Origin of the sequence: Aquibium oceanicum (assembly GCF_001889605.1) — a bacterium.
Classification (GTDB): domain Bacteria; phylum Pseudomonadota; class Alphaproteobacteria; order Rhizobiales; family Rhizobiaceae; genus Aquibium; species Aquibium oceanicum.
In genome coordinates this window covers 3,758,257-3,781,551 of sequence record NZ_CP018171.1, presented here as the reverse complement: position 1 = coordinate 3,781,551, position 23,295 = coordinate 3,758,257, and the positions used below count along the sequence as shown (strand labels likewise).

Here is a 23,295-nt window from a genome sequence, read left to right as displayed (position 1 = left end):
TCAGCCGATCGTCACCTCGACCAAGGCCAGGCTCCGCTTCTCCTGTATGTGGCGGATTGCATCCTCCAGCGCCCGCGGCAACGCGTCGGCGGTGTCGACCTTCACGGCCCAGGCCCGGCTCGCCTCGGCGATCTTGACGAAATCAGGGCTCGGCTGCAGCGAGGTCAGCGGCATCCTGTTGGCGCGCGCGGCATAGCCGTCCGGATAGAGCCCCGCCACCGAATGCCGCACCGCCGCCCATTCGGTGTTGTTGAGCACCACGATCAGCAAGGGGAGCTCCAGCGCCTCCGCGATCTGGTGGCAGGCGACCGGGTTTGCGAACATGTAGGAGCCGTCGCCCATTGTGGCGACGATCAGCTTTTCCCGGTCGGCAAGCTGCATGCCGAGCGCACAGGGGAAGGACCATCCCAGCCCGCCCGAATGCGGCTCCTGGCGCCATGACCCGTGGCGCTTCAGCACGATCGGATCGAGCGGGCAGCCGAGTTCCGAAAGCACGGTCGCGTCCATGCCGGCGATCGCGTCCGATAGGCATTTTGACACGAAGGCCTTGGTCATCGGATGGCTGGCCGCCGCCGCGTCCTTGGTCTTTGCGCGGATGGCAGGGATCCGCTTTTCGAGCAGCTCGCGCCGGCGCATGCGCGCGCCGACCTGCCGGGAAAGCCGCTCGCGCATGGCCTGCTCCAGCCGTACCAGGCCTTCGCCGGTCTCGCAGCCGATCGACAGGTCGGAGCGGAATGTACGCACCGGAAAGCGCGAAAAAAGCGGGTCGGGACCGAGATGCACGACCTTCGCATCGGCGGCCGGCACATGCATGTCGGGCCACCAGGGCGCGAGGCTGTCGATGACGAGGATGACGTCGGCCTCGCCGATCCATGGGAGCGGATCGGCGCCGACATAGCAGGGATGATCCGTGGCGATCGCTGTGGCGACAGCCCACCACTGGCACACCGGGATCGACCAGTCCGCGGCGAGCTTGGTCAGCGCGGCAAACCCCGCTTCCGAGCCGGCGCCGCGCTGGGCGATGATCAGCGGCGAGCGCGCCTCGGCAAGCAGGCGGGCGGTCCTTTCGATGTCCGCCGTACTTGCCGAACTCGAGACCGGCCGCATCGAGGGCCCATCCAGCAGCCCGTCCGAGGGGACCGTCTCGCACAACACCTCGCGCGGCAGGCTGAGGTACACCGGCGCCTTAGGGCTGGAATTTGCGATGGCATGGGCTCGGTCGAGTAGCGGCCCGATCTGTTCGGGAAAGCGCAGCTCGTAGTCCCACTTGCATGCCTCGCGCACCAGCGCCGTCTGGTCACGCATTTCCTGTCCCCAGCCGATCGGTACCGTACGTGCGCCGAACCGGCCCTTTTCCATCACCGGCGTGCGCCCCGACATCAGGATCATCGGTATCTGGTCGGTCGCGGCGTTGATCGCGCCGATGGAGCCGTTGGCCAGCCCGACATTGGTGTGCAGGATCACTGCCTGCGCTTCGCCCGTGGCCAGGTAGTAGCCATGCGCCATCCCGAGCGCTGCATGCTCGTGCGGGATGACGATTGCCTCTGGCAGGTCGACGTCCTTGGCGGCGGCCTCGGCCAGACCTTCGATGATGGGCGGGAAGTCGGTGCCCGAATTGCAGAAGACGTAGTCTACGCCCAGCGCCTTGAGCCGTGTAAACAGGGCCGCACCTGCCGTCACCACGCCACTGTCGCTGTCGATGCCTGCCGACCTGTCGAGCATCTCTTCCTCCCACCCGCGCGTCCTTTCGCAGGGGCGCGCGGTTTCCGTCGATCTAGTTTGGAATCAAACATCATCTCGCCGACTACGCAAGAGAAGCTCAGGCGAGTTCCTCGGTGATGCGCCGCAACAGCGTGATCAGCTTCTCCTTGTCCTCGCCCGCGATCTCGTCGAGAACCCGGTCGTGCTCGGCCGCCTTGTCCGCCAGTTCCGCAAGGCGCTGGCGTCCGAGTTCGGTCAGGCTGAGCCCGTAGCTGCGGCGGTCGCCGGGATGCGGCGTCGAGGCGACGTAATCGTGCCGGGTCAGGTCGCGCAGGACGGGCGTCAGCGTGGACTTGTCGCGCCCGGCGGCGCGGCTCAACGCCATGGGCGTGATGCCCGGATTGTCCCCGATCAGGCTCAGCACGGCGTACCAGCCGGGGCGCAGGTCGGCCCGCCCGGACTTGCGCTGGAAGGCGCGAAAGGACGCGTTCTGGGCCAGCCGGAGGTGGTAGCCGATGTAAGTTTCGAGGTTACCGAGACGCACCTCCCGGGAGGCTGCGCCGGCCGATTGCACCTCTTCCGATCCGTGTTTGGCGACGCTCTTCATGGATGGATCATAGGCCATATGCAGTTTGGAGCCAAACTATCATCTTGCGCGGACCAGCCTGCGGACATAGGCTCCCGCGTGGAGGTCGGCGCCTGGCAAGACGCGTCAAGCGGCGGTTCGTTCATCTGAAAGGGAGGAAAGAAAATGTTTCGCAATCGCATTCTCGCCACGACGGTCGCGGCATTCGCGCTCCTGTCGGGGGCAGCACTGGCTCAGGACGCTCCGGTCGAACTGCGGCTGGCCCACTGGGTGCCGCCGCAGCATCCGCTGCAGGTTCACGGCATGACGGAATGGGCTGAATCGGTCAAGGAAGCGTCGGGCGGCTCGATCAACGTCACCATCTATCCCGCCCAGCAGCTCGGCCAGGCGGCGGACCACTACGACATGGCCCGCGACGGCATCGCCGACATCGCCTTCATCAATCCCGGCTACCAGCCCGGCCGATTCCCGGTCATCGCCGCGGGCGAACTGCCGTTCCTGATCAGCAACGCCAAGGGCGGATCCGCGGGCCTGGACGCTTGGTACCGGCAGTATTCCGAGAAGGAAATGGCCGAAGTGAAGGTGTGCCTCGTGCACTTCCACTCGCCGGGCACCTTCCACTCCAAGCAGCCGATCAAGGCGCCGGGCGACGTCGAAGGCATGAAGGTGCGGCCGGCGCATGCCACCATGGCGAGTTTCGTCACGCTTCTGGGCGGCCAGAACGCGCAGGTCTCCGCGCCTGAATCAAGGGATGCGTTGGAAAGGGGCGTGGCGGACGCCATCACCTTCCCGTGGAACTCGATCCTCATCTTCGGCATCGACAAGGCGGTGAACTATCACCTCGACATGCCGCTCTACGCGACGACCTTCGCCTGGGTGATGAACAAGGACAAGTTCGCATCGATGTCGGAGAGCCAGCAGAAGGTGATCGACGACCACTGCAACAGCGAGTGGGCAGAACGGGTCGCCTCCGGGTGGGCCGATAACGAGGACAGCGGCCGCGAAAAGATCGCCGCAATGGAAGGACACGAGATGATCGTGCCCTCCGAGGAAGACGTCGCTGCCTGGCGCGAGGCGGCACAGCCGCTGCGCGACCAGTGGGCCGAGAAAGTCACCGCTGCCGGCGTCGATGCCAAGGCCGCCATGGATGGCCTGACCTCGGAACTCGAGAGCCGCGGCGCCGCCTACTGAGAACCGTGACGTGCGCCGGCCGGGCCGGCGCACGTCACCATTCATGGACCTTTGCGTGCATATCGCGCTGGTGAGGTTCCTTCCATGACATCCAGACCGGATCGGGAAATGGGCGGTTTCGAGCGGGTCATCAGCAGGGTGTCGGCCTTCGTCGACGCTGCAGCCGCGATCTTCCTCGCGATCATCACGGCGCTGACCTTCACCGCCGTGCTCCTGCGCTATGTCTTCAACCTGCCGTTCCCCGGTTCGTTCGACGTCAGCCGCCTGTTGCTCGGCGTGGCGATTTTCTGGGGCATCGCGGCCGCGGCCTGGCGCAACGAGCACATCCAGGTCGACCTCCTGTGGCAGGTGATGCCGCGGACCGTCCAGAAGATCCTCGACATCTTCGCCGACATTGTCTTCGCGGGCTTCGTCGGCGCGCTCGCCTGGATGCTGTACCGGCAGGTCGACAAGGTGCGGGATTCCGGCCTCACGACCTTCGAAATGGCGATCCCGGTCTGGCCGTTCAACGCGTTGGCGTGGCTCGGTATCGCGTTCTGCTTCCTCGTGCTCGTCGCCCGGATCCTGCGCGCCATAGCGACCTTCCGCGACGCCGCACCGGGTATCGAACGATGATGACCAACGACGTCATCGCGATTGGCGGCTTCGTCGTTCTCTTCCTGCTGCTCCTTCTGCGCGTGCCGATCGGCGTCGCGATGGGCATCGTCGGGGTAGGGGGCTTCGGGCTCCTGAGTTCCTGGACGCCGGCCCTGAATCTGCTCTCGCTGTCGCCGATCCGCACCGTCACCGATTACTCGCTCGGCCTGGTGCCGATGTTCATCCTCATGGGCGCGGTGGCCTCCGCATCGGGCATGAGTGCGGAACTCTATCGCGCGGCCAACGCCTTCCTCGGCCACCGTCGCGGCGGTCTCGCCATGGCGACGATCGTCGCCTGCGGCGGATTTTCCGCCATCTGCGGATCCTCCGTCGCAACGGCCGCCACAATGGCGAAGGTCGCGCTTCCGGAGATGAAGCGCTACGGCTATCCGGATACGCTCGCGACCGGATCGATCGCCGGCGGGGGCACGCTAGGCGTCCTGATCCCGCCCTCGATCGTGCTCGCCATCTACGGCGTCATGACGGAGCAGGACATCGGCCGGCTTTTCATCGCCGGACTGGTGCCCGGCATCCTGGCGCTCCTGATGTATCTCGCCACGGTCCGCCTCTACGTGGCGTTTTCCGGCGGCGGAATTCCGGCGCACGAGAAGGCCGGCTGGAGCGAACGCTTCGCCGCCCTGCGGGGAGTGTGGGCGATCCTGCTTCTGTTCGTCTTCGTGATCGGCGGCATCTACGGCGGCATGTTCACGCCGTCTGAGGCGGCGGGAATGGGTGCGGCGGGCGCCATCATCATCAGCGTCGTGCGCGGCAGGATGGGGTGGCGCAGGCTGTTCCAGAGCCTGCTCGAAAGCATCCAGGTCACCGCCGGCATCTTCCTGATTCTGATCGGGGCGATCCTGTTCGGCTATTTTCTGACCATCACCCAGACGCCGCAGAAGGTCACCAACTTCCTGCTGGCCATGGAACTCGGCCCTTATCCGACGCTGCTGCTCATCCTGGCCTTCATGCTCGTCCTCGGCTGCGTGCTCGACGCCATGGCCATGATCATCCTGATGATCCCGATCCTGTTTCCCGTCGTCCTGGCGCTCGGCTTCGACCCGATCTGGTTCGGCGTGATCATCGTCATGACCGTGGAACTCGGCCTCATCACGCCGCCGATCGGCATGAACGTCTTCGTCATCAACACGCTCGCCAGGGACGTCAGCCTGCCCACCATCTATCGCGGGGTGCTGCCGTTCGTGGCGACCGACATCATCCGCCTGGGGCTGCTCATCGCGTTCCCCTGGGTCGTCATGTGGCTGCCAAACACCATGCAGTGACGCCGGCACCTTTGCGCGCCGCCGCCAGCCGCCTAACGGCGCAGGCCGCCCTCAGGCGGCCTTGACCAGGACCATGCTGGTGAACGACATCACCTTGTCGCCGTTCTGGTTGATGCCCTCGTTGACGATCGTCAGCATGCGCCAGCCCGGGCGGCTGGCAAGCGCCCGGTGCGATTGCGGCGTCCGTGTGAAGGTGATCGTGTCGCCGACATAGACCGGCTTCAGCCACTTGAGATCGCGCAGGCCGGCGGCGGGGCCGAACTCGACCGGATCGCCGAACTGCTTCGAGCGCTCCACGGAAGCCGGAAAGGTCGCCGCGTTGTACTTCATCCACATCGAGATCGTGTGCCATCCTGAGGCGCAGAGCGCCTTGAAGACGCTTTTCCTGGCTTCCTCCTCGTCGATATGGAAGCGCTGGGGATCGTATTTGCGCGCGAAAGCCTTGATCTCCTCCGCGCCGAAGGTGTGGCTGCCGAGCGTCACGGTCTCGCCTATGCCGAGTCTCCTGTCGATGCTCATGCCGCCGCTCCGGGTTTGCGCAGCAGGAACATGCCGGAATTGGCCATGTCGCAGACCAGTTCGTCGTTCTGGTTGAACAGTTCGTGCTTGACCGAGATGAAGCCGAGCCCCGGCTTGGACGCGGAAGCCCTTTTCGACAGCACCGTCGTTCGTCCCCGGACGGTATCGCCGGCCAGCAGCGGACGGCGGAAGTTCACGTAGTCGACGCCCGGCGAGCCCTGCGACGTGGAATCGAGAATATAGGCGTCGCACATCATGCTCATGAAGATCGACGTGGTGAAGAGGCCCGACGCTGCGAGCCCGCCGAGCAGGCTCTCTTTCCCAGCCGCCTCGTCGAGATGCATCGGCTGCGGATCGAACTCCCTGGCGAACTCGATCATCTCCCCGGCTTCCACGGTGCGGGGCCCGAAATCGATCGAGCGCCCGACCTCGAAATCCTCGTAGGCCCACTTCTTGTCCGTCATCGCCTGCACCTGTTCAAAGTCGAACGGTTTCTGGCCGTTTTGACGGGTCGGCGCAAGCACCTTGGAGGTCATTGATCACCATGTCGCGGGGCAAGTCCGTCGTTTCGACTTGGGCATACCGAAGACGAGGAAATCCGAAGAGGTCGCCCGCCTTGGTCAGGCGGGCGACCCCGGCATCAGCCAAGCGGGTTGACGTCGTCGACGAAGCGGATCATGTCGGCCATCGTGAATTCGCCCGCCGTCTTTGAGGGCAGCTCGGGTTTCCAGTTCTTGCGCTGCCAGAGGTAGGACTGCTGGTCGCCATGCACGAGCCCGACGAACACCTCCGCGATGATCGTCGAGCCGACCGGTCCGAGCCGAAGCCCGGCGTGTCGGACATGCGCTTCCTTCAGGATGTAGTACCAGAGCGGCGTGGCCTTGTGCAGGCCCTGCGCCTTCGCCACGGCTCCGTCCGGGCCCGATGCGATCTCGTCATGCGTCAGCGGGTTCTTGACCTTCATCGCCGCGGCGACGTCCTGGCCGGAGGGGAGGCCCAGATTGACACCGCGCTTCATGTTCCGGAAGGGCAGGCTCGTGCCGTCGGGCAGCATGTGCAGTTCCTTCGCCAGGAACGGATCGAGCCGGCGCGACGCGGCCGTGGCGACGCCCGGCTGCGGCGGCAGGTCGAGGTCGTAGAAGCGCCGCCAGTCGAGGATCATCTTGCTCGGAACGCTCGCATAGGCGGTCGCCGGCGGGTCCAGCGGCGGGGTCGGCGCGAGATCGCCCACGATGCCGCCCGAAAGGCCGCTGTACTCGAAGAGCGTCTTGAAGTCGGTCGGGCCAGCCACGCGGTTGACGTTGTAGAACTGTCGCACCATCGAGTGGCCGAGCCGATAGGCGGCGGCGGAAAACTCGATTGGCATGAAGGGCGTCCTGCGGAAGCGATAGAACTTTCGTCCGTCATGCAGGATCTTCGCGACGATGCCCGGCTCGGTAAGTCGCTCCACCCAGTCGTGCAGCACGATCCATTGGAAGTGCCACGACGTCAGCCGCCTTGCCTCGGAAAAGACGTCCGGCGGCGGATTGGTGGATTTGGCGAGCCGGTCGCAGACCGCGTTGTGGAACTTCAGGAAGAGCAGGTGCGTCTGCGCAACCAGCAGGTTCTCGTCGTTGCGGTGGTCGCCGATCAGCGCGAATCCTTCCGGGCTGCGCGGCAGGTCGTTGCGGAACGCGCCTTCACCGGAATCGAAGTTCCGGCCGATCAGAAGTTTCGGGCCGTGCTTGCGGTCGGAGGAGGATCCGCGCGCATAGAGATGCGGGCTGCCGTCCGGGCCAAGCCCATAGACGCAGTCGAGATCGAGCGCCGGCGTGCGGAAGTTCTCGATGCCGAGCGGGTCCTTCTGCTTCTCGGCAAGCGAGGTGAGGTCGAGCGTAATGTCGTGGTCGATGAACTGGCCAAGGAAGGTGAAGCCGGCCGGAATGTTGGGATTGTCGCCGGATGGATCGCCGCCGCTCGCCTCCATCATCGCATCGGCGAGCGCCTGCAGCTTCGCGTCCGGAACGTCGAGCGGCGCGAGCTTCGGGAACATATTGCCGAACATGCCGGGGTCCCGGTTTCCCGAAAGCGTGTCGAGCAAGTGACGGTTCGGCTGGCGTCCCGCCTTTCCATGGCCGGGGCTGACCTTCACCGTATTGGAGGCGGCGGTCAGCGTCTGCAGAAGCGCCTTGGGAACATGCTTGGGTTCGGTGGCTTTCTTGACGTCTTCGAGGGTCTGAGGCACGGAGAATCTCCTTGCTGCCGCCGGGTTCCGGCGGATGCGTGAAGCCCCTTTTCCGCGGTTCGCCGCCGCGGTCGTCGGTTTCCCGGCAGCGCCGTTCGCGGTCACAGTGCTCCCCGCCTGTTCCCCTTGCCGTGATATGAGCGAAGTCCGGTCGAGGCAGCCCTTCACCGTCCGTCTTATCGTACCGATGATCGGGCTTGACCCTTGGCGAGCGATAGCGCCCGCCGCGGCACGAGTCTGTGCGCGACTTCACACGGCCGGGTCATATGAACGATAACGAGGCGGCAACGCTCAAGTGTTGAACTTGAAGAGCATCACGTCGCCGTCCTGGACAACGTATTCCTTGCCCTCGTCGCGCGCCTTGCCGGCTTCCTTGGCCGCCACTTCGCCGCCTAGGGAGACGTAGTCGTCGTAGGCTATGGTCTGGGCGCGGATGAAGCCGCGTTCGAAGTCGGTGTGGATCACGCCGGCTGCCTGCGGCGCCTTCGAGCCTTTCTCCACCGTCCAGGCGCGGGTCTCCTTCGGCCCGGCGGTGAAATAGGTGATGAGGTCCAGCAGCGCGTAGCCCTCGCGGATCAAACGATCGAGGCCGGGCTCCTCCAGTCCCATGGCGTCGAGAAACTCGCGCGCCTCCTCGTCGGGCAGCTGCGCGACCTCCGCCTCGATAGCCGCTGAGATCACCACCGTGCGTGCGGCCTGCGCCTCGGCCATCTTCTCGACGGCACGCGTGTGTTCGTTGCCCCCAACGGCGTCTCCCTCGGCGACGTTGCAGACGTAGAGCACCGGATGCGCGGTCAACAGGTTGAGCCCCTGCAGGATGCGCAGGTCCTCCGCGGCGATGCCCTTCAGCATGACGCGTACCGGCTTGCCGTCCTGCAGCAGCTCGAGCGCGCGCTCCATGACGGGAAGCACGGTCAGCGCCTCCTTCTCCTTGCCGCTGGCGCGCTTGCGGAACTGGACGATACGACGCTCCAGGCTGTCGAGATCGGAGAGCATCAGCTCCGTCTCGACTGTCTCGGCGTCGGCGACGGGGTCGATGCGCCCCTCGACATGGGTGATGTCGTCGTCCTCGAAACAGCGCAGCACGTGCACGATCGCGTCGACCTCGCGGATGTTGGCCAGGAACTGGTTGCCCAGGCCTTCGCCCTTCGAGGCGCCGCGCACGAGGCCGGCAATGTCGACGAAGGAAATCCGCGTCGGGATGATCTCCTTCGACTTGGCGATCGCCGCGATCGCCTTCAGCCGCGGATCGGGAACCGCCACCTCGCCGGTGTTCGGCTCGATCGTGCAGAACGGATAGTTCGCCGCCTGCGCCGCCGCCGTCCTGGTCAGCGCGTTGAACAAGGTCGATTTGCCAACGTTGGGCAGCCCAACGATGCCGCATTTGAAGCCCATGGTGGAATGGTCCTAACGTGAAGTCTGAATGTGCTCAGCGCTATGGGCGAAAGGGCTGACGATCGTCAAGGCTTTGTCGTCCGCTTCGATCCGCTGGCCGTCCTGCAGATCTTCGGAGAGGAAATGCGTGCAGCCGAGCTCCAGCGCGGATGCCAGCAGCAGGTAATCCCACCAGGAGTAGCGCTGCACCGCGTGGATCAGTCGCGCGATTTCGACATCCTTCCAGCCGATCGGCTCCGAGCCCATGCCCGCCAATTCGTCGATGACGGCATAGACTTGCAGCGGCGTATCGAACCAGCGCTTGCGAAGCAACACGTTCGTCACTTCGTTCAGTACCTGGAGGTTCAGGCGCATGCTGTCCAGATCGGCCAGGCGTCGAAGCCAGGTTCTCACAACCGCGCCCTTCGACGCCTCCCTGCGGTCATGCAGGTAGAGGAGGATGTTGGTGTCGACGAAGACCCTAGTTCCGGGCATTTCGCTCTTCGGACGTGGGCATGCGTCCGTCGCTCGTGACGTCCCATTCCGGCCCGGCCAGGATTCGTTCCAAGGCCTCGCGCTGACGCGAATGGCGCCGCGCCGACGCGTCTTCCGCCTCGATCCGCCGTGCCCCTGCTTCCGCGAGATAGCGGGAAACGCTCTGTCCCGCCTTTGCGGCGGCGACACGGAAACGCTGAGCGTCTCCTTCGGTCACCGATATGGTGATGTTCTTCATGTCATCCTCACGAAAACACGAGATCTGTGTTTTCGTGATATCGTGTTTCCGTGACTATCAGTCAAGGGGAGCGTCCCTAGGATCGGCACTCCGTCTCGGGTAGCCACCGTCTGGCGCGTGTTAGGCGGGAACTTTGAAAGAAGATACAATGAATCTGTGTCAAATGACCTGCCACTGAACTTTCATCCAGCGGCGGTTAGAGCCTTGGCCGTTTCTGTTACGCCGTAGGGCGCGGTTCGAGCAACCGGTGGAGACGCGAAGCCTTATCGAGCGAAGCGTCGGAGGCGGTTGCGGCGAGAGTTCCGGCGAAGGCCGCCGGGGTCTGGTATCCGAGCGAGGAATGAGGTCTCGCAGAGTTGAAGTCCTGCCGCCACTCGGCGATGGCGTTGCGGGCGTGGTCGAGGCCGAAGAACAGGCTCTCGTTCAGGAGTTCGTCGCGCATCCGGCCGTTGAAGGATTCGACGTAACCGTTTTGCATGGGCTTGCCCGGCGCGATGTAGTGCCATTCGACGCGATGATCCTTCGACCAGGCGAGGATCGCGTTCGAGGTGAACTCCGTGCCGTGGTCGGAAACGATCATGTCCGGCTTGCCGCGACGGCTGATCAGATCGGTCAGCTCACGGGCCACCCGACGACCGGAGATCGACGTGTCGGGGATGGCGCCCAGGCATTCGCGGGTCACGTCGTCGACGATGTTGAGCACGCGGAACCGCCGCCCGCAGGCAAACTGGTCGTGCACGAAGTCCAGCGACCAACGCGCGTTCGGCCTCGCCTCGACCAGGATCGGCGCCCGCGTGCCCACCGCGCGTCGCCGCGCCCGGCGCTTGCGCACTGTCAGCCCCTCCTCGCGGTAGAGCCGATAGATGCGGTTGATCCCTGATGGCTCGCCCTCGCGCCGCAGCAGGATGAACAGGCGCCGATAGCCGAAACGCCGGCGCTCGTTGGCGAGATCGCGCAGCCGGCCGCGCAGTTCGGTCTCCGGCGCCCGGCACGACTGGTAGCGGATCATCGTGCGATCGGCACCGACGATGGAACAGGCCCGACGCTCCGACAGACCCATGACGGCCTGCAGATGCGCGACGGCTTCGCGCTTGGCGGCGGGCCCTACCATTTTTTTGACAGGAGCTCGCGAAGGGCCGAGGCTTCCAGCATCTGCTCGGCGAGCAGGTTCTTCAGCCTCCCGTTCTCGTCTTCCAAAGCCCTCAGGCGCTTGGCGTCGGACACGTCCATGCCGCCATACTTCGCCTTCCAGTTATACAGCGTCGCCTCAGAGACCCCGTGCTTGCGGGCCAGGTCACCTGCCTTCGCACCCGCCTCGTGCTCGCGTAGAACCCCGATGATCTGCTCTTCCGTAAATCGCTTTCGCTTCATCTGTCCGTCCTTCGATCGAGAGCCGGACTCTAACTCCAGGTGGAGGAAAAACTCAGTGGCAGGTCACAAATCGAACGGTTAACAGGAGTATGTCTACTACAGTTTTCCCTCTTTAGGAGGCTTGCATGAGAGGGTAGATGTGAGTTGTCTATTTTCCCCACTTCGGATGCGCACCATGAACATCGCGGGCGTACTTCAAGCCATCGGCCTTCTATCTGACATCGTAGGTTTTAGCTTTCTCGTGTGGGAAGTTGGGTTTTCTCATCGCCTTGAGTTGCTCTCTAACCCGGAGAAGCCAATCGCAGCACCGGACATGGATCGGATGAAAACAGAGGCAGATTCTTACAAGGCTGACCAAGAAAAGAGATTTTTAGAGATCCGAGAAAGAGGTTTTCCTGCGTGGAAGGTGCGGTTCGGAGGGGCAATGATCAACTGTCAAATTGCGCGTAAGTATGCTCAAATTGAGCGGGAAAAATTATACTACCAGCGACGCTTGGATTTTGCCTCCACGCCACGTTCGGAAGCCATCGTTAGGCGTCGTATTGTACTTATAAGCGGTGCATTCTTCGTCTTTTTAGGATTTATCTTACAGCTAGTAGGCACATTAATTGCGCTAGGCAGTGGGGGAACCGAAGGCCCTTAACTGCTGCAAATCTACGCGTGCTATTGGCACGACGTAGCAGGCCCGTCGCAGAAACAGAATCCACAATTCTGTTTCAGTTCGACGCGAAACGCGGCCACTGCCTACCCGCCATCCTTCCCAAACAGCCTCTTCAGCATTGCCGCCATCGGCCCCGTCTCCGGAACCTTCACCTCCGGCTGCTGCGGCCGGGCCCGCCGAATGTGGCTCTTGCCCTTCGCGGGGCGATCTTCACCTCCGGATGAAGGGCCAACCTTCGCGGCGCCAGGCACGGCGAGGCTCAGCTTGTTCATGAAGCCGTTGTCGTCGCCCTTGGCGAGCATCACGGCATTGTCGGCAATGGCGTCGAGCAGGGGCTGAAGCCATTCGCCGTCCGCCTTGGCGAAGTCGCCCAGCACCCAGTTGTGCACGAGTTCCTTGGAGCCGGGATGGCCGATGCCGATGCGTACGCGGCGATAGTCCTTGCCGATGTGGGAATCGAGCGAGCGGATGCCGTTGTGGCCGCCCGCGCCGCCGCCGGTCTTGATGCGTACCTTGCCAGGCGCGAGGTCGAGCTCGTCGTAGAGCACAGTGATGTGCGCGGGGGAGATCTTGTAGAAGCGCATGGCCTCGCCGACCGACTGGCCCGACAGGTTCATGAAGGTCTGCGGCTTGACGAGCAGCACCTTCTCGCCGTCAAGCATGCCTTCGGCGATCAGCGCGGAAAACTTCTTCGACCAGGGGGAAAAGGAATGGCGGCGGGCAATCGCGTCCGCCGCCATGAAGCCGACATTGTGCCGGTTGTTCTCGTGCTTTGCGCCGGGGTTGCCGAGACCTGCGATGATCTGCATGGTTTCCGCCTCCCGGCGCTAGGAGGAGACTACTCCTCCTCGCCCTCTTCCTCGTCGTCGTCCTTGTCCTCGGCGGTTTCGGCCGCGGCGGCTTCATCCTCTTCCGAGCGCAGGCCGGCCGGCGCAGCGATCGTGGCGATCGTGAAATCGCGGTCGGTGATCGTCGGCTTCACGCCTTCCGGCAGCTTGACAGCGGAGATGTGAATGGAATCGCCGAGTTCGGTGCCGGCGAGATCGACCGTGATGAATTCGGGGATCGCATTGGCAGGGCAGGTGAACTCGACCTCGTGACGCACGATGTTGAGCACCCCGCCGCGCTTTATGCCGGGCGATTTCTCTTCGTTGATGAAATGCACCGGTATCTCAACGGTCACCACGGTGTCCTTGCCGACGCGCAGGAAGTCCACATGCATGGGGAAGTCGCGGACCGGGTCGAGCTGGAAATCCTTCGGCAGGACCTGGATCTTCTTGCCGTCGAGATCGATCGTGGCGATGGTCGTCAGAAAGCCGCCGCCATGAATCTTCATGTAGACGTCCTTGTAGGTCAAGGCGATGGCGAGGGGCGCCTGCTTGTCGCCGTAGATGACGGCGGGTACTTTTCCGTTGCGGCGAACATTCCGGGCGGACCCCTTACCGACCCGTTCGCGCGCCTCGGCCTTCAGCTCGTAAGCTTCGTGAGCCATGGCAGTTCCTTTCACGTGTTGCTGGAGCGTTTTCGGTCGGCGGACCGGCCGTAAACGTCGAAAGCCGCCTCGCGAGGCGGCCCTCATCCGCGTTGCCTCCAAGGGTGTCTACGCGGGTGGCGGTCCTATACCGGAAGGCAGGAAAGAGCGCAAGTTCATGCCACGCCCGCTCTTGCGCGGCGAAGACGACGCCCGAACCCTTTCGTCGACGGCGGCGTGCCCCCTGTGGCGAGGCTCTGCTAGAAGGGATGCCACGCCTCGCCAACCCATGTCCAGGAGGACGGCCATTTGAGATCGATCGGACGCACCATCATCATTGGTCTGCTGACGGCGGCCCCTCTCGTCATCACCTGGCTGATCGTGCGGTTCCTGTTCCAGGTTCTCTCGGGTTTTGGCGAACCCTGGATTCGGGGCGTTTCGCGTGGGCTGCGCGCCACAAACCCCGGGATCGCGGACCTGCTGCTCAACGACACGCTGCAGTCGGTGGCGGCCGTGCTGATCGTGCTTGCCTTCCTCTATCTGCTCGGCTGGGCTGCGGGACGGGTGCTCGGGCAGCGGCTTATTTCCCTCTTCGAGAAGGCGATCGGCGCGATCCCCTTCGTCGAGAGCATCTACCGCGCGACCAAGCGGTTCCTCGCGATCTCCGGCCCCTCGGGCGAGGGGGGGCGCCGGGTCGTTCTGATCGACTTCCCTTCGCGGGACATGAAAGCGATCGGGATCGTGACGCGCACCCTGCGCGACGCCACCACGGGAGAGGAACTCGCCGCCGTCTACGTGCCCACCGCGCCCAACCCCACGAACGGCTACATCGAGATCGTCCCGATCGCCAAGCTGACCTTCACGGACTGGACGTTCGATCAGGCGATGTCGTTCGTGGTCACCGGCGGCTCGAACGCGCCGGAGGATATCCACTACTCGCAATCGGCCGAACCGGTGGCCACACAGCCCGCGGAAGACCCGCCGCGGTAGGGGGCGGGGGATTTCTCTCGCCCACGGGCAATACGCGGCCAAGGCAAAAAAGCACCCGCCTGCATTCGCGCAGGCGGGTCAGTGAGGAGCCGGTGAAATTCTTGGTGTCAGAGCGACCAGGGCTCCTTCGCCGCATTCCAGTCGCGCCAGAAGCTGGCCGCCGGTCCGCCCACCTCGTCGCGGGTCAGGCCGACGTCAGCCAGCAGATGGTCGTCGCGCCGGTCTAGAAGGCTCGCCAGCGGGACGGAGGGAGTCTTCGCCGAGGGGGCTGTTGGTACCGACCGGCGGAGGGGAATGCTTCCCTGAAACGTCTGCGAATAAGCCATGATCTGCTCCAAGTGCTGAAGTCATGCATATAGCCAGCCTTTGACATGCTTCAAACGAATTGCAATGATGTCAGCCATCAGGGAATCTTATGGTGGAGCGGATGACCTCGCGCCTGGACAGCGACCTTTTGCGAACCTTCGTCGCCGTGGCGGAAACTGGCAACATCACCAGGGCGGCCGAGCAGGTGCACCGCACGCAGTCGGCGGTCTCGATGCAGATCAAGCGGCTGGAGGAACAGGTCGGAGGGCCACTGTTCGCCCGCGGATCGCGCGGCGTCGAGATCACCCGCAGGGGCGACCAGCTCCTGTCGAATGCCAGGCGCATCGTCTCCTTGATGGACGAAACGGTCGCAATGCTCGATGCGCCGGCGCTTGATGGAAAGGTCCGCATCGGAATTCCGGAGGAGTATGGCCAGCGTGTGCTGTCGCGGGCGCTCGGCGCCTTCTCGAAGCGGCAACCCAATGTCGAGGTCACCGTCCGGTATGGCTTCTCCGCCGATCACTTCGCGAAGGTCCGCAACGGCGAACTCGACCTGGCGGTGATCTTTGAGTGGCAGGATTTTTCCGAAGGAGAGGTACTGATGACGGACCCGACCGTCTGGGTGACGTCGGAGCTGCACCGCATGCACGAGGAGCGGCCCTTGCCGATCGCACTCTACGGCAGCTCGGGCTGGTGCCGGAACTTCGCGATACGTTCGCTCGAACAGCGCGGGATCGACTATAGGGTGGCCTATGTCAGCGACACCAACGGCGGCTTGAAGCTCGCCGTCACCTCAGGCCTCGCGATTGCACCCATCTCGCGCAGCAACATCCCCGAGGAATGCCGCGCCCTGAGCCACGAGGACGGTTTCGGCGACATCGATGCCTCGCATGTGGTTCTGCACCGGAACCCCGCCGCCAAGGGTCCGGCGGTAAACGGTATGGCGACAGCCATCCGCGAGGCTTTCTCGCTCAACCAGCCGGCGCTGTCGTAGGATTGCAATGCTACCTGTGCCATTCCAATGTGCGCTCCGCCCTGCGCAGCCCGCGCACACGCAGACCTGAAATCTCGGAGGAAACACGATGCAACATTCCAAGAGCGGCGCGCGCGCGACGAAGAGAGCCTCTTCCGACTGGTTCACCGGTACCGTCTGGCAGGACCCGATTGTGGAGGCGGACGAGCCGGCGCGGGTGAGGGCCGCGTCGGTCAGTTTCGAGCCCGGCGCGCGCACCAACTGGCATACGCATCCGCTTGGCCAGACGCTGCACGTCGTGTCCGGCCTCGGACTGGCGCAGAAGCTCGGGGAGCCGATCATCGAAATTCGCCCCGGCGATACGCTGTGGATCGCGCCGGGCGAAAAACACTGGCACGGCGCGGGGCCGGACACCGGCATGACCCACATCGCCATACACGAGGCGCTGGACGGCAAGCATATCGACTGGATGGAGCCGGTCACCGACGCGCAGTACGCCGGAAATAGCTGAGGCCGGCAGTTGATCGCGCCGCAACGCGGCGGTACTCTTCTCTCTCGGGGGTATGGGTGGACTCCCCGCGAGAGGCTTCGGCCCAAGTCCGCCTTCGCTCATTCATGCGGAGGCCTTCCATGCCGATCCCGATCAATCTCGACGATCTCCTGTCCCTTCCCCAACCGCCCGTGCTCATTGATGTGCGCAAGGCGCCGGCGCGATCGTCGTCAGGCAGGACCATCCCCGATGCCGAGCGCGGCGAACCCGAGCGGGCGACCGAATGGGGACTGGCGTTCAGGGGCCGCCGCGTGGTCGTCTTTTGCGTCCACGGACATGAAGTGAGCCAGGGCGTCGCCGACGCACTGACCGGACTCGGCATCGATGCCGCCTATCTCGAAGGCGGTTTCGCGGCGTGGGAGGCCGCGGGAAACCCGGTGGTTGCGATCGGAGCCCGGCCGTGAGTCCGATCCCCGAAACGTCGCCCGTCGCGCCAGGCGCCCACCCAACGCTCTCCGAAGCCTTCTCCGTCTTCGCCCGCATCGGCCTCCTGTCCTTCGGCGGTCCCGCCGGCCAGATCGCATTGATGCACCGCTACCTCGTCGAGGAGCACAAATGGCTGGACGAGGGGCGCTTCCTGCACGCGTTGAACTACTGCATGCTTCTGCCTGGGCCCGAGGCCATGCAACTCGCGACCTATGCCGGCTGGCTGCTGCACGGCGTGCGGGGCGGGCTGATGGCGGGCCTGCTCTTCGTGCTGCCGGGCGCTGTGGTGCTTGTCGCGCTCACCATGGCTTACATGCTCGTCGGCGAGGTGGCGATCGTGCAGGGGCTGCTCTTCGGGCTGAAGGCGGCGGTGCTCGCCGTCGTGCTGGAGGCGCTGATCAAGGTCTCGAGGCGCGCCTTGAAAGGGCCGTCGGCGGTGGCGATCGCTGTGGCCGCCTTCGTCGCCATCGCTTTCCTGGGCATAGCCTTTCCCGCGATCATCTTGGGCGCGGCGCTGATCGGGGCCGTGCTCCATCTGTTTCGTTCGCCCGGCTTTCGGCGGAGGGATGCGACCCCGGTGTCCGCCGATGCGGTCGCCGACACGCCGCTTCCTTCTTGGGCACGGCCGAGCCTTTCCCGCCTCGTCTCCATCGTTTCCGTCTGGCTGGTGCTTTGGTTCGGCCCGCTGCTCCTCCTCCACGCCGCGCTCGGCGAGCGACATGTGCTTGCGGTCGAGGCCTCGTTCTTCTCCAAGATGGCCGCGGTGACCTTCGGCGGCGCCTATGCGGTGCTCGCCTATGTGGCCCAGCAGGCGGTGGAGGTGCATGGCTGGCTGCGCCCGGACGAGATGCTGACGGGCCTCGGTCTAGCCGAGACCACGCCAGGGCCGCTCATCCTCGTCCTGGTCTTCGTCGGCTACCTGGGAGCGGCGCGCTTTTCGGCGCTGGATCCGCTGCTCGGCGGTCTCGCTGGCGCGCTGGTGACTTTGTGGTTCACCTTCGTGCCCTGCTTCCTGTGGATTTTCGCCGGCGCGCCCTATGTCGAGACGGTGCGAAACGTCCGCTGGCTGGCGGCGGCGCTGGCCGCCGTCACGGCCGCGGTGGTCGGCGTGATCGCCAATCTCGCTGTCTGGTTCGCCCTTCACGTGCTCTTCGGTGAAGTGAATGCCTATGCCGTTGGTCCGTTCGATCTTCCCGCGCCGGACCTCGCCAGCTTCGATGCGGCGGCCGCGGTCATCGCTCTCGCTGCCGGCATCGCGCTCCTGCGCTTCCACGCCAATCTGATTGCCGTTCTGATGCTTTCGGCGCTCGCCGGCGCGGCCATGCTTCTCGTCGGGATCTGAGGAAGGCGGCCAACACCGGAAATACACCCGGCCCGGGCGCTATCCCCCGGCCCCGGTTTGGCTGTCGCGGTAGACATTCTTGCCGGCCGCCTTGGCGGCATAGAGCGCCCGGTCGGCCCGATCGAGCAGAATCTGGGGATCGACGTCCGGCACATCGGCGACCGCACTGCCGATGCTGGCACTGATACGGACCAGTTCGCCGGCACCGATGTCGAAAGGCCGCGTAAGGGCGGTAATGATGCGCGAGCCGACGAAGAACGCTTCCGCCCGGGAGGTCTGCGGCAGGAGTACCACGAACTCGTCGCCGCCCAACCGGTAGGCCGAATCCACTTCACGAATGGCATTGTGGATACGCCGCGCCGCCGCTCCGAGCAGCTTGTCGCCGACCGCGTGGCCGTAATCGTCGTTGACGGGCTTGAAGTCGTCCAGGTCGAGGCAGAGCACGGCGAAGCCCCTGTCGCCCTCGGCCTGCCCAAGCGATGCGCACAGTTCCTCCAGCCGCTCCTCCAGCAGGATGCGGTTCGGGAGTTCGGTGAGCTTGTCCGTCCGCGCGATCCTGTGGTTCTCGAGTTCGGCGACGATCATGCGGACCGTGATCTCGTGGTTCTGCAGCATGACGAAGGTCATGCCCGTAAGCCACATGGGTCCCATCACCAGCGAGATCCACATGTCCGCCGTTCCATAGGTCAGGAGAGCAACCGTGAAGGGAATGCAGGTAGCGGCCATCACCAGTATGCCGAAGCGCGGCAGCGGTGCGTTGCGCGAGGCGATGTTGCCGACCGCTCCGGCGACGTTGATCGCCGCCAGCACGACAAGCACGTGGTCTCCCGCGGATATCATCCCGAAGCTGCCGAGGCCGAAGACCGTGCCCCAGATGATGCCGAGGAAGAGCAGCTTGGCATAACGGCGTTCGGCCTGCTGCGGAGACGACCGGTCGACGGCTACCAGCCCGCGCATGCGCGTCACGAACAGAAAGGCTTCGGCGACTATCCAAAGATACGGCCATGACGCGCCGGTGAGGATCGCTGCCGTGATGGCCGATATCGTGGAGGTGACGGCGCCGAAGACAACCACGGCGCGGCGTTCGAACACGCTGCGGATCAGCCGCTCTCGGACCTCGGCCGAGCAACCAGGAGGCGCGGCGGAAATCCAATGATGGATGCGCCACAGGACGTCCTGGACCCTGCGGCCTCGTCCGAGGCCGGGTCGTGACCGATCGCCGATGTTGTCCAGAACCCCTTGCGACATGACCTATGGTAAGGTGCAGGGAGTTAAGAAAACCGTTCAGGCCTTTGGTTAAGGAAATCCAAAATGTCGGCTCCAGGCGACGGTGTCGCCCGGCGCGCCGGTCAGTCGAAGAGGCTCGATACGGATTCTTCCGTGGCCGTGCGCGAGATCGCTTCGCCGATGAGATCCGCGATGGAGACGACGCGGATGTTGTGCGCGGCCTCGACGGCAGAGGTCGGCTGGATCGAGTCGGTGGTCACCAGTTCCTTGAGCTTGGACCCGGTGATGCGCGCCACCGCGCCGCCCGACAGCACCCCGTGGGTGATGTAGGCCGTGACGCTGGTGGCGCCGTTGGCAAGCAGCGCATCGGCGGCGTTGCAAAGCGTTCCGCCCGAATCGACGATGTCGTCGATCAGCAGGCAGTCCTTGCCGTCCACCTCGCCGATGACGTTCATGACCTCGGATTCGCCTGGCCGCTCGCGGCGCTTGTCGACGATGGCGAGCGGCGCGTCGATGCGCTTGGCGAGCGCCCGCGCCCGCACCACGCCGCCGACGTCGGGCGACACGACCATGACGTTCGCGAGCTGGTAGTGCGCCTTGACGTCGCGCGCCAGCACGGGAACGGCGAAGAGGTTGTCGGTCGGGATGTCGAAGAAGCCCTGGATCTGCCCGGCATGGAGGTCGAGGGTGAGTACGCGGTCGGCGCCGGCACCGGTGATCATGTTGGCCACCAGCTTGGCCGAGATCGGCGTGCGGCCCGAGGCGCGGCGGTCCTGCCGCGCATAGCCGAAATAGGGCATGACGGCGGTGATGCGCCGAGCGGAGGAGCGGCGGAAGGCGTCGATCATGATGAGCATTTCCATCAGGTGATCGTTCGCCGGATAGGAGGTCGACTGGAGAACGAACACGTCCTCGCCGCGCACGTTCTCCTGGATCTCGACGAAGATTTCCTGATCGGCGAACCGCCTGACGCTCGCCCGCCCCAGGGGAACGTTCAGGTACCGGGCGACGGCTTCGGCCAGCACCCGGTTGGAGTTGCCCGCAAATAGTTTCATGAAGTTTCCCCGGCGAACGCCAAGCTCGGATCGTGTGGCTTTTAGCGTCGGAATCCACCATTGCAAGCGCCGGCGGCGGGATTCGTCGGCTAATCCAAAAAAACCGTTTCCCTCGCGGCGATCACCCCGGGTGCGTTTGCAACCAGCGCGAAAGCTCGTCGATGGTCCTGTCGGCGATTGTTTCCATGGTTTGCGGCGGCACGATCGTCCAGGCGTTTTCCGCCGTTGCCTCTACGCGTTCCTGCCCCTGGATGCGGTGGAGACGGTTCCCGTCGGGACCGATCACGTCCCACACGAAGATGACGATCGTCTGGTTGCCGTCCGCGATGGCCGAGAAGTAGCCCTTCATCAGATGGCTGGCGGGATCGTTGCTCTTGCCGACGATCACCAGACCGCGCTCGGCTGCGCGAGCCGAAAGCCGCTTGGCCAGCGGCGTCGCCGCGTCGACCGTCGCGCCGACCACCGGCGAGAACTGCAGCCGCACGCCTTCGCGCACCGGGCCGGACGGAGGGAGAGCGGCCGGGGTCGGCAGGAGCGCGTCCGCCGTCGTGCCGGGAACGTCAGCCTGCAGGGACGGTTCGTCCTTTGCCTGGATTGCCGAGGGATCGAGGGCTTCGGAAGTCTTGCAGGCGGAAAGCGCGAGCAATGCCAGGAGGAAAGCCGCGGCGAGCGTCCTCATGCGCATCTCCCTGCTCCTCCAAGGTCCCCGGCGACAAGCTTAACCGACTTATGCTTTCAACGCACGATCAAGTCCAGATCATGACGCGAAAGCCGCTTCGCCTCGGCGTCGGTGGTGAGGTAGGTCCGCCCCAGCGTCATCGCCGTCTCGGTGTCGGAATCCATGATGATCATGTGGGCGAAGAGCGTCATGTCCGGCGCGATCGGCTCGGCATTGCCGGCATAGAACATCGGCGTATCCATCCAGGACGGCGAGAAGCGCGCGCCGAGCGAATAGCCGCAGGCGTTCAGCCGGTGCCGCGTCAGCCCGTGGCTCTCCATGACGCGCGAGTGGGCGTCGAAGACGTCGCCGAAGGTCTTGCCCGGAACCATGGCGGTCTCGACCGCCATCAGCGCGTCCCGGGCGGCCTCGTAGAGTTCCTGATGGCGCTTGGAGACCTTGCCCATCACGATCGTCTGCATCATCGCGGAGTGATAGTGGTGAAACGCTCCGGCCCATTCCAGGGTCAGCTGGTCGTTCTTGTTGAGCTTGCGCCGCCCGGCCTTGTAGCGGCACAGCAGCGCATCCGGGCCGGAACCGACGATGAACTCGTTGGCGGGATAGTCGCCGCCGCCCTCGAAGATCGCGCCCTGCATGGCTGCCAGGATCTTGCCTTCGTCCCCGCCCTGTTTGATCAGCGGCAGCGCGGCGTCGAGCGCGTCGTCGGCCAGCGCCGCTGCGCGCGTCGTCTTGGCGATCTCGGCCGGGCTCTTGAACAGGCGCAGCCGCGGAATGATCCCGGACGCGTCGATGATCTTGCCGAAGGTCTGCAATTGCTCGTCGAGCCGGCGGCCGTTGAAGGCTGTCAGTCCGTGCGTGTCGTATTCGACGCCGATCTGGCAGCCGAGCAGGTCCATCTCGTTGAGCAGGTTGCGCAGATCCACGGTGGGATTCGCGCCCTGCCGGTCCGTCCACAGGTTGATCGTGTCGATCGTGGAGGTGTGGCGCGCCTGGCGCAGGTCGGCCGACCGGGTGAGCAGCACCATCGAGCCGTCCGCCTTCATCACCAAGCACTGGAAGAAGCAGTATCCGAACGTGTCGTAGCCGGTCAGCCAGTACATGCTCTCCTGTGCGAAGAGCAGCATGGCGTCCAGCTTTCGGTCGGCCATCTCGATCACGAGGCGGTCGCGCCGGGCATCGAATTCGCTGCGTTCGAAGTGAAGCGCCATCAGATTTCCTCCAGGACGATCGCCGATATCTGCCGGCCGTAGTCCGGCTCTCCCCTATGGGTCGTTCGCCGATAGGAAAAGAACCTTTCCTCGTCGGCATAGGTACACAGGCCGACATGCGATGCCGCCACCCCCGCGCGGCGCAGCCGGTCGACCGTATAGCCGTTGAGATCGAACTTCTCGTGGCCGGTCCTGGCCGAAGGCAGGAAATAGCGCTGGTTGTCGGGATCGGCCGTCGTGAACCGTTCGACGAATTCGGGGCCGACCTCGTAGTTCTCCTGGCTGATCGAGGGGCCGAGCACGGCGACGATGCGCTCGGGTCGGGCGCCAAGCTGCTCCATCGCCTCGATCGTGCTTTCCAGTACCCCGTCCAGCGCACCCTTCCAGCCGGCATGCGCGGCGCCGATGACCCGCGCATCGGCGTCGGCGAAGAGGATCGGCCCGCAGTCCGCCGCCAAAACCCCGAGCGCCACGCCCGGCCGGTCGGTCACCACCGCATCGGCCTGTGGCCGCTCCGTCCAGGGCCCGGTCGCGACGACGGCGCGCGCGGAGTGGATCTGGTGTGGGGTGCAAAGATTGGTTTCCGGAACGCCGAGCCAGGCGGCGACGCGGGCGCGGTTCTCCAGCACCGATTCGCGGTCGTCCTTCGAGCCGAGACCGACGTTCAGTCCGCGGTAGAGGCCCGACGACACGCCGCCGGCGCGCGTGAAAAAGCCGTGGCGGATGCCGCCGGCCGGCAATCCGGCAAGCTCTGGCGACCGAAGCGGCTCCGGTCCTGGGTCATTCAGCATC

The 23,295-nt window shown here is 64.8% G+C and carries 25 protein-coding genes and 1 pseudogene; 9 read left to right on the top strand and 17 right to left on the bottom strand.

Features of this window, described 5'->3' with window-relative positions; all coding sequences use genetic code 11:
- Both BSQ44_RS18495 and BSQ44_RS18490 read right to left on the bottom strand, forming a co-directional pair.
- Positions 1 to 1,722, bottom strand: coding sequence for a thiamine pyrophosphate-requiring protein (locus BSQ44_RS18495; RefSeq protein WP_072606602.1), 1,722 nt, complete (start codon positions 1,720 to 1,722; stop codon positions 1 to 3).
- A 97-nt stretch (positions 1,723 to 1,819) separates the two neighbouring features.
- The gene (locus BSQ44_RS18490) at positions 1,820 to 2,308 is read right to left on the bottom strand and encodes a MarR family winged helix-turn-helix transcriptional regulator (protein ID WP_072608153.1); all 489 of its coding nucleotides are present in this window, start codon (positions 2,306 to 2,308) and stop codon (positions 1,820 to 1,822) included.
- A gap of 144 nt (positions 2,309 to 2,452) precedes the next feature.
- On the opposite strand from BSQ44_RS18490, the gene BSQ44_RS18485 reads away from it, so the two are divergent.
- The 3 genes from BSQ44_RS18485 (at position 2,453) to BSQ44_RS18475 (ending at position 5,394) form a co-directional block, all read left to right on the top strand.
- Positions 2,453 to 3,478: a TRAP transporter substrate-binding protein gene (locus BSQ44_RS18485; RefSeq protein ID WP_072606601.1), complete on the top strand. Its 1,026-nt coding sequence runs from the start codon at positions 2,453 to 2,455 to the stop codon at positions 3,476 to 3,478.
- Between the two features lie 84 nt (positions 3,479 to 3,562).
- Positions 3,563 to 4,093 (top strand): TRAP transporter small permease, encoded by a 531-nt coding sequence (locus BSQ44_RS18480; RefSeq protein ID WP_083534809.1) that lies wholly within the window; start codon positions 3,563 to 3,565, stop codon positions 4,091 to 4,093.
- Complete coding sequence (locus BSQ44_RS18475) at positions 4,093 to 5,394, top strand: TRAP transporter large permease (protein ID WP_072606599.1); 1,302 nt, start codon at positions 4,093 to 4,095, stop codon at positions 5,392 to 5,394. The genes BSQ44_RS18480 and BSQ44_RS18475 overlap by 1 nt, the downstream gene beginning before the upstream one ends.
- A gap of 51 nt (positions 5,395 to 5,445) precedes the next feature.
- On the opposite strand, the gene BSQ44_RS18470 is transcribed toward BSQ44_RS18475, so the two are convergent.
- The 7 genes and pseudogenes from BSQ44_RS18470 to BSQ44_RS18440 all read right to left on the bottom strand — a co-directional run bounded on the left by BSQ44_RS18470 (position 5,446) and on the right by BSQ44_RS18440 (position 11,615).
- Complete coding sequence (locus BSQ44_RS18470; protein WP_072606598.1) at positions 5,446 to 5,913, bottom strand: MaoC family dehydratase; 468 nt, start codon at positions 5,911 to 5,913, stop codon at positions 5,446 to 5,448.
- Positions 5,910 to 6,377: a MaoC family dehydratase gene (locus BSQ44_RS18465; protein ID WP_072608152.1), complete on the bottom strand. Its 468-nt coding sequence runs from the start codon at positions 6,375 to 6,377 to the stop codon at positions 5,910 to 5,912. The genes BSQ44_RS18470 and BSQ44_RS18465 overlap by 4 nt, the downstream gene beginning before the upstream one ends.
- Before the next feature lie 176 nt (positions 6,378 to 6,553).
- On the bottom strand, positions 6,554 to 8,137 hold the full coding sequence (locus BSQ44_RS18460; RefSeq protein ID WP_235633263.1) for a peroxidase family protein: 1,584 nt from the start codon (positions 8,135 to 8,137) through the stop codon (positions 6,554 to 6,556).
- A 291-nt stretch (positions 8,138 to 8,428) separates the two neighbouring features.
- Positions 8,429 to 9,532, bottom strand: a complete 1,104-nt coding sequence (gene ychF / locus BSQ44_RS18455; protein WP_072606597.1) for a redox-regulated ATPase YchF — start codon at positions 9,530 to 9,532, stop codon at positions 8,429 to 8,431.
- Between the two features lie 12 nt (positions 9,533 to 9,544).
- Positions 9,545 to 10,006, bottom strand: coding sequence for a PIN domain-containing protein (locus tag BSQ44_RS18450; RefSeq protein ID WP_072606596.1), 462 nt, complete (start codon positions 10,004 to 10,006; stop codon positions 9,545 to 9,547).
- Entirely contained in the window at positions 9,993 to 10,244 is a 252-nt protein-coding gene (locus BSQ44_RS18445) for a hypothetical protein (RefSeq protein WP_072606595.1), read from the bottom strand. The genes BSQ44_RS18450 and BSQ44_RS18445 overlap by 14 nt, the downstream gene beginning before the upstream one ends.
- Before the next feature lie 182 nt (positions 10,245 to 10,426).
- Positions 10,427 to 11,615 (bottom strand): annotated as a pseudogene (locus BSQ44_RS18440) (IS3 family transposase).
- A 175-nt stretch (positions 11,616 to 11,790) separates the two neighbouring features.
- Here BSQ44_RS18440 and BSQ44_RS26975 point away from each other — a divergent pair.
- A complete protein-coding gene (locus BSQ44_RS26975; RefSeq protein WP_157894634.1) occupies positions 11,791 to 12,258 on the top strand; it encodes a hypothetical protein in 468 nt (155 codons plus the stop codon).
- A gap of 101 nt (positions 12,259 to 12,359) precedes the next feature.
- Here BSQ44_RS26975 and pth read toward each other — a convergent pair whose 3' ends face one another.
- Positions 12,360 to 13,085: an aminoacyl-tRNA hydrolase gene (gene pth / locus BSQ44_RS18430; RefSeq protein ID WP_072606594.1), complete on the bottom strand. Its 726-nt coding sequence runs from the start codon at positions 13,083 to 13,085 to the stop codon at positions 12,360 to 12,362.
- A 29-nt stretch (positions 13,086 to 13,114) separates the two neighbouring features.
- Positions 13,115 to 13,768 carry a 50S ribosomal protein L25/general stress protein Ctc gene (locus tag BSQ44_RS18425; protein ID WP_072606593.1) on the bottom strand — a complete coding sequence of 218 codons (654 nt, stop codon included), beginning with the start codon at positions 13,766 to 13,768 and terminating at the stop codon, positions 13,115 to 13,117.
- A gap of 288 nt (positions 13,769 to 14,056) precedes the next feature.
- On the opposite strand from BSQ44_RS18425, the gene BSQ44_RS18420 reads away from it, so the two are divergent.
- A complete protein-coding gene (locus BSQ44_RS18420) occupies positions 14,057 to 14,737 on the top strand; it encodes a DUF502 domain-containing protein (protein WP_072606592.1) in 681 nt (226 codons plus the stop codon).
- A 107-nt stretch (positions 14,738 to 14,844) separates the two neighbouring features.
- Here BSQ44_RS18420 and BSQ44_RS18415 read toward each other — a convergent pair whose 3' ends face one another.
- On the bottom strand, positions 14,845 to 15,063 hold the full coding sequence (locus tag BSQ44_RS18415) for a DUF1127 domain-containing protein (RefSeq protein ID WP_072606591.1): 219 nt from the start codon (positions 15,061 to 15,063) through the stop codon (positions 14,845 to 14,847).
- A 101-nt stretch (positions 15,064 to 15,164) separates the two neighbouring features.
- Between BSQ44_RS18415 and BSQ44_RS18410 the strand changes: the two genes are divergently transcribed.
- The 4 genes from BSQ44_RS18410 (at position 15,165) to chrA (ending at position 18,334) form a co-directional block, all read left to right on the top strand.
- The gene (locus tag BSQ44_RS18410) at positions 15,165 to 16,037 is read left to right on the top strand and encodes a LysR family transcriptional regulator (protein ID WP_072608150.1); all 873 of its coding nucleotides are present in this window, start codon (positions 15,165 to 15,167) and stop codon (positions 16,035 to 16,037) included.
- An 88-nt stretch (positions 16,038 to 16,125) separates the two neighbouring features.
- Complete coding sequence (locus BSQ44_RS18405; protein ID WP_072606590.1) at positions 16,126 to 16,527, top strand: (R)-mandelonitrile lyase; 402 nt, start codon at positions 16,126 to 16,128, stop codon at positions 16,525 to 16,527.
- A 119-nt stretch (positions 16,528 to 16,646) separates the two neighbouring features.
- Positions 16,647 to 16,970: a rhodanese-like domain-containing protein gene (locus BSQ44_RS18400; RefSeq protein ID WP_072606589.1), complete on the top strand. Its 324-nt coding sequence runs from the start codon at positions 16,647 to 16,649 to the stop codon at positions 16,968 to 16,970.
- Complete coding sequence (gene chrA / locus BSQ44_RS18395) at positions 16,967 to 18,334, top strand: chromate efflux transporter (protein WP_378215996.1); 1,368 nt, start codon at positions 16,967 to 16,969, stop codon at positions 18,332 to 18,334. The genes BSQ44_RS18400 and chrA overlap by 4 nt, the downstream gene beginning before the upstream one ends.
- A gap of 39 nt (positions 18,335 to 18,373) precedes the next feature.
- On the opposite strand, the gene BSQ44_RS18390 is transcribed toward chrA, so the two are convergent.
- The 5 genes from BSQ44_RS18390 to pgeF form a co-directional block, all read right to left on the bottom strand.
- On the bottom strand, positions 18,374 to 19,426 hold the full coding sequence (locus BSQ44_RS18390) for a GGDEF domain-containing protein (RefSeq protein WP_157894633.1): 1,053 nt from the start codon (positions 19,424 to 19,426) through the stop codon (positions 18,374 to 18,376).
- Between the two features lie 257 nt (positions 19,427 to 19,683).
- Positions 19,684 to 20,616, bottom strand: a complete 933-nt coding sequence (locus BSQ44_RS18385; protein ID WP_072606587.1) for a ribose-phosphate pyrophosphokinase — start codon at positions 20,614 to 20,616, stop codon at positions 19,684 to 19,686.
- 121 nt (positions 20,617 to 20,737) lie between these two features.
- The gene (locus BSQ44_RS18380; protein ID WP_083535022.1) at positions 20,738 to 21,295 is read right to left on the bottom strand and encodes a hypothetical protein; all 558 of its coding nucleotides are present in this window, start codon (positions 21,293 to 21,295) and stop codon (positions 20,738 to 20,740) included.
- Between the two features lie 56 nt (positions 21,296 to 21,351).
- Positions 21,352 to 22,503 (bottom strand): M24 family metallopeptidase, encoded by a 1,152-nt coding sequence (locus BSQ44_RS18375; RefSeq protein WP_072606585.1) that lies wholly within the window; start codon positions 22,501 to 22,503, stop codon positions 21,352 to 21,354.
- On the bottom strand, positions 22,503 to 23,294 hold the full coding sequence (gene pgeF, locus BSQ44_RS18370) for a peptidoglycan editing factor PgeF (protein WP_072606584.1): 792 nt from the start codon (positions 23,292 to 23,294) through the stop codon (positions 22,503 to 22,505). The genes BSQ44_RS18375 and pgeF overlap by 1 nt, the downstream gene beginning before the upstream one ends.
- Position 23,295: the final 1 nt, after the last annotated feature.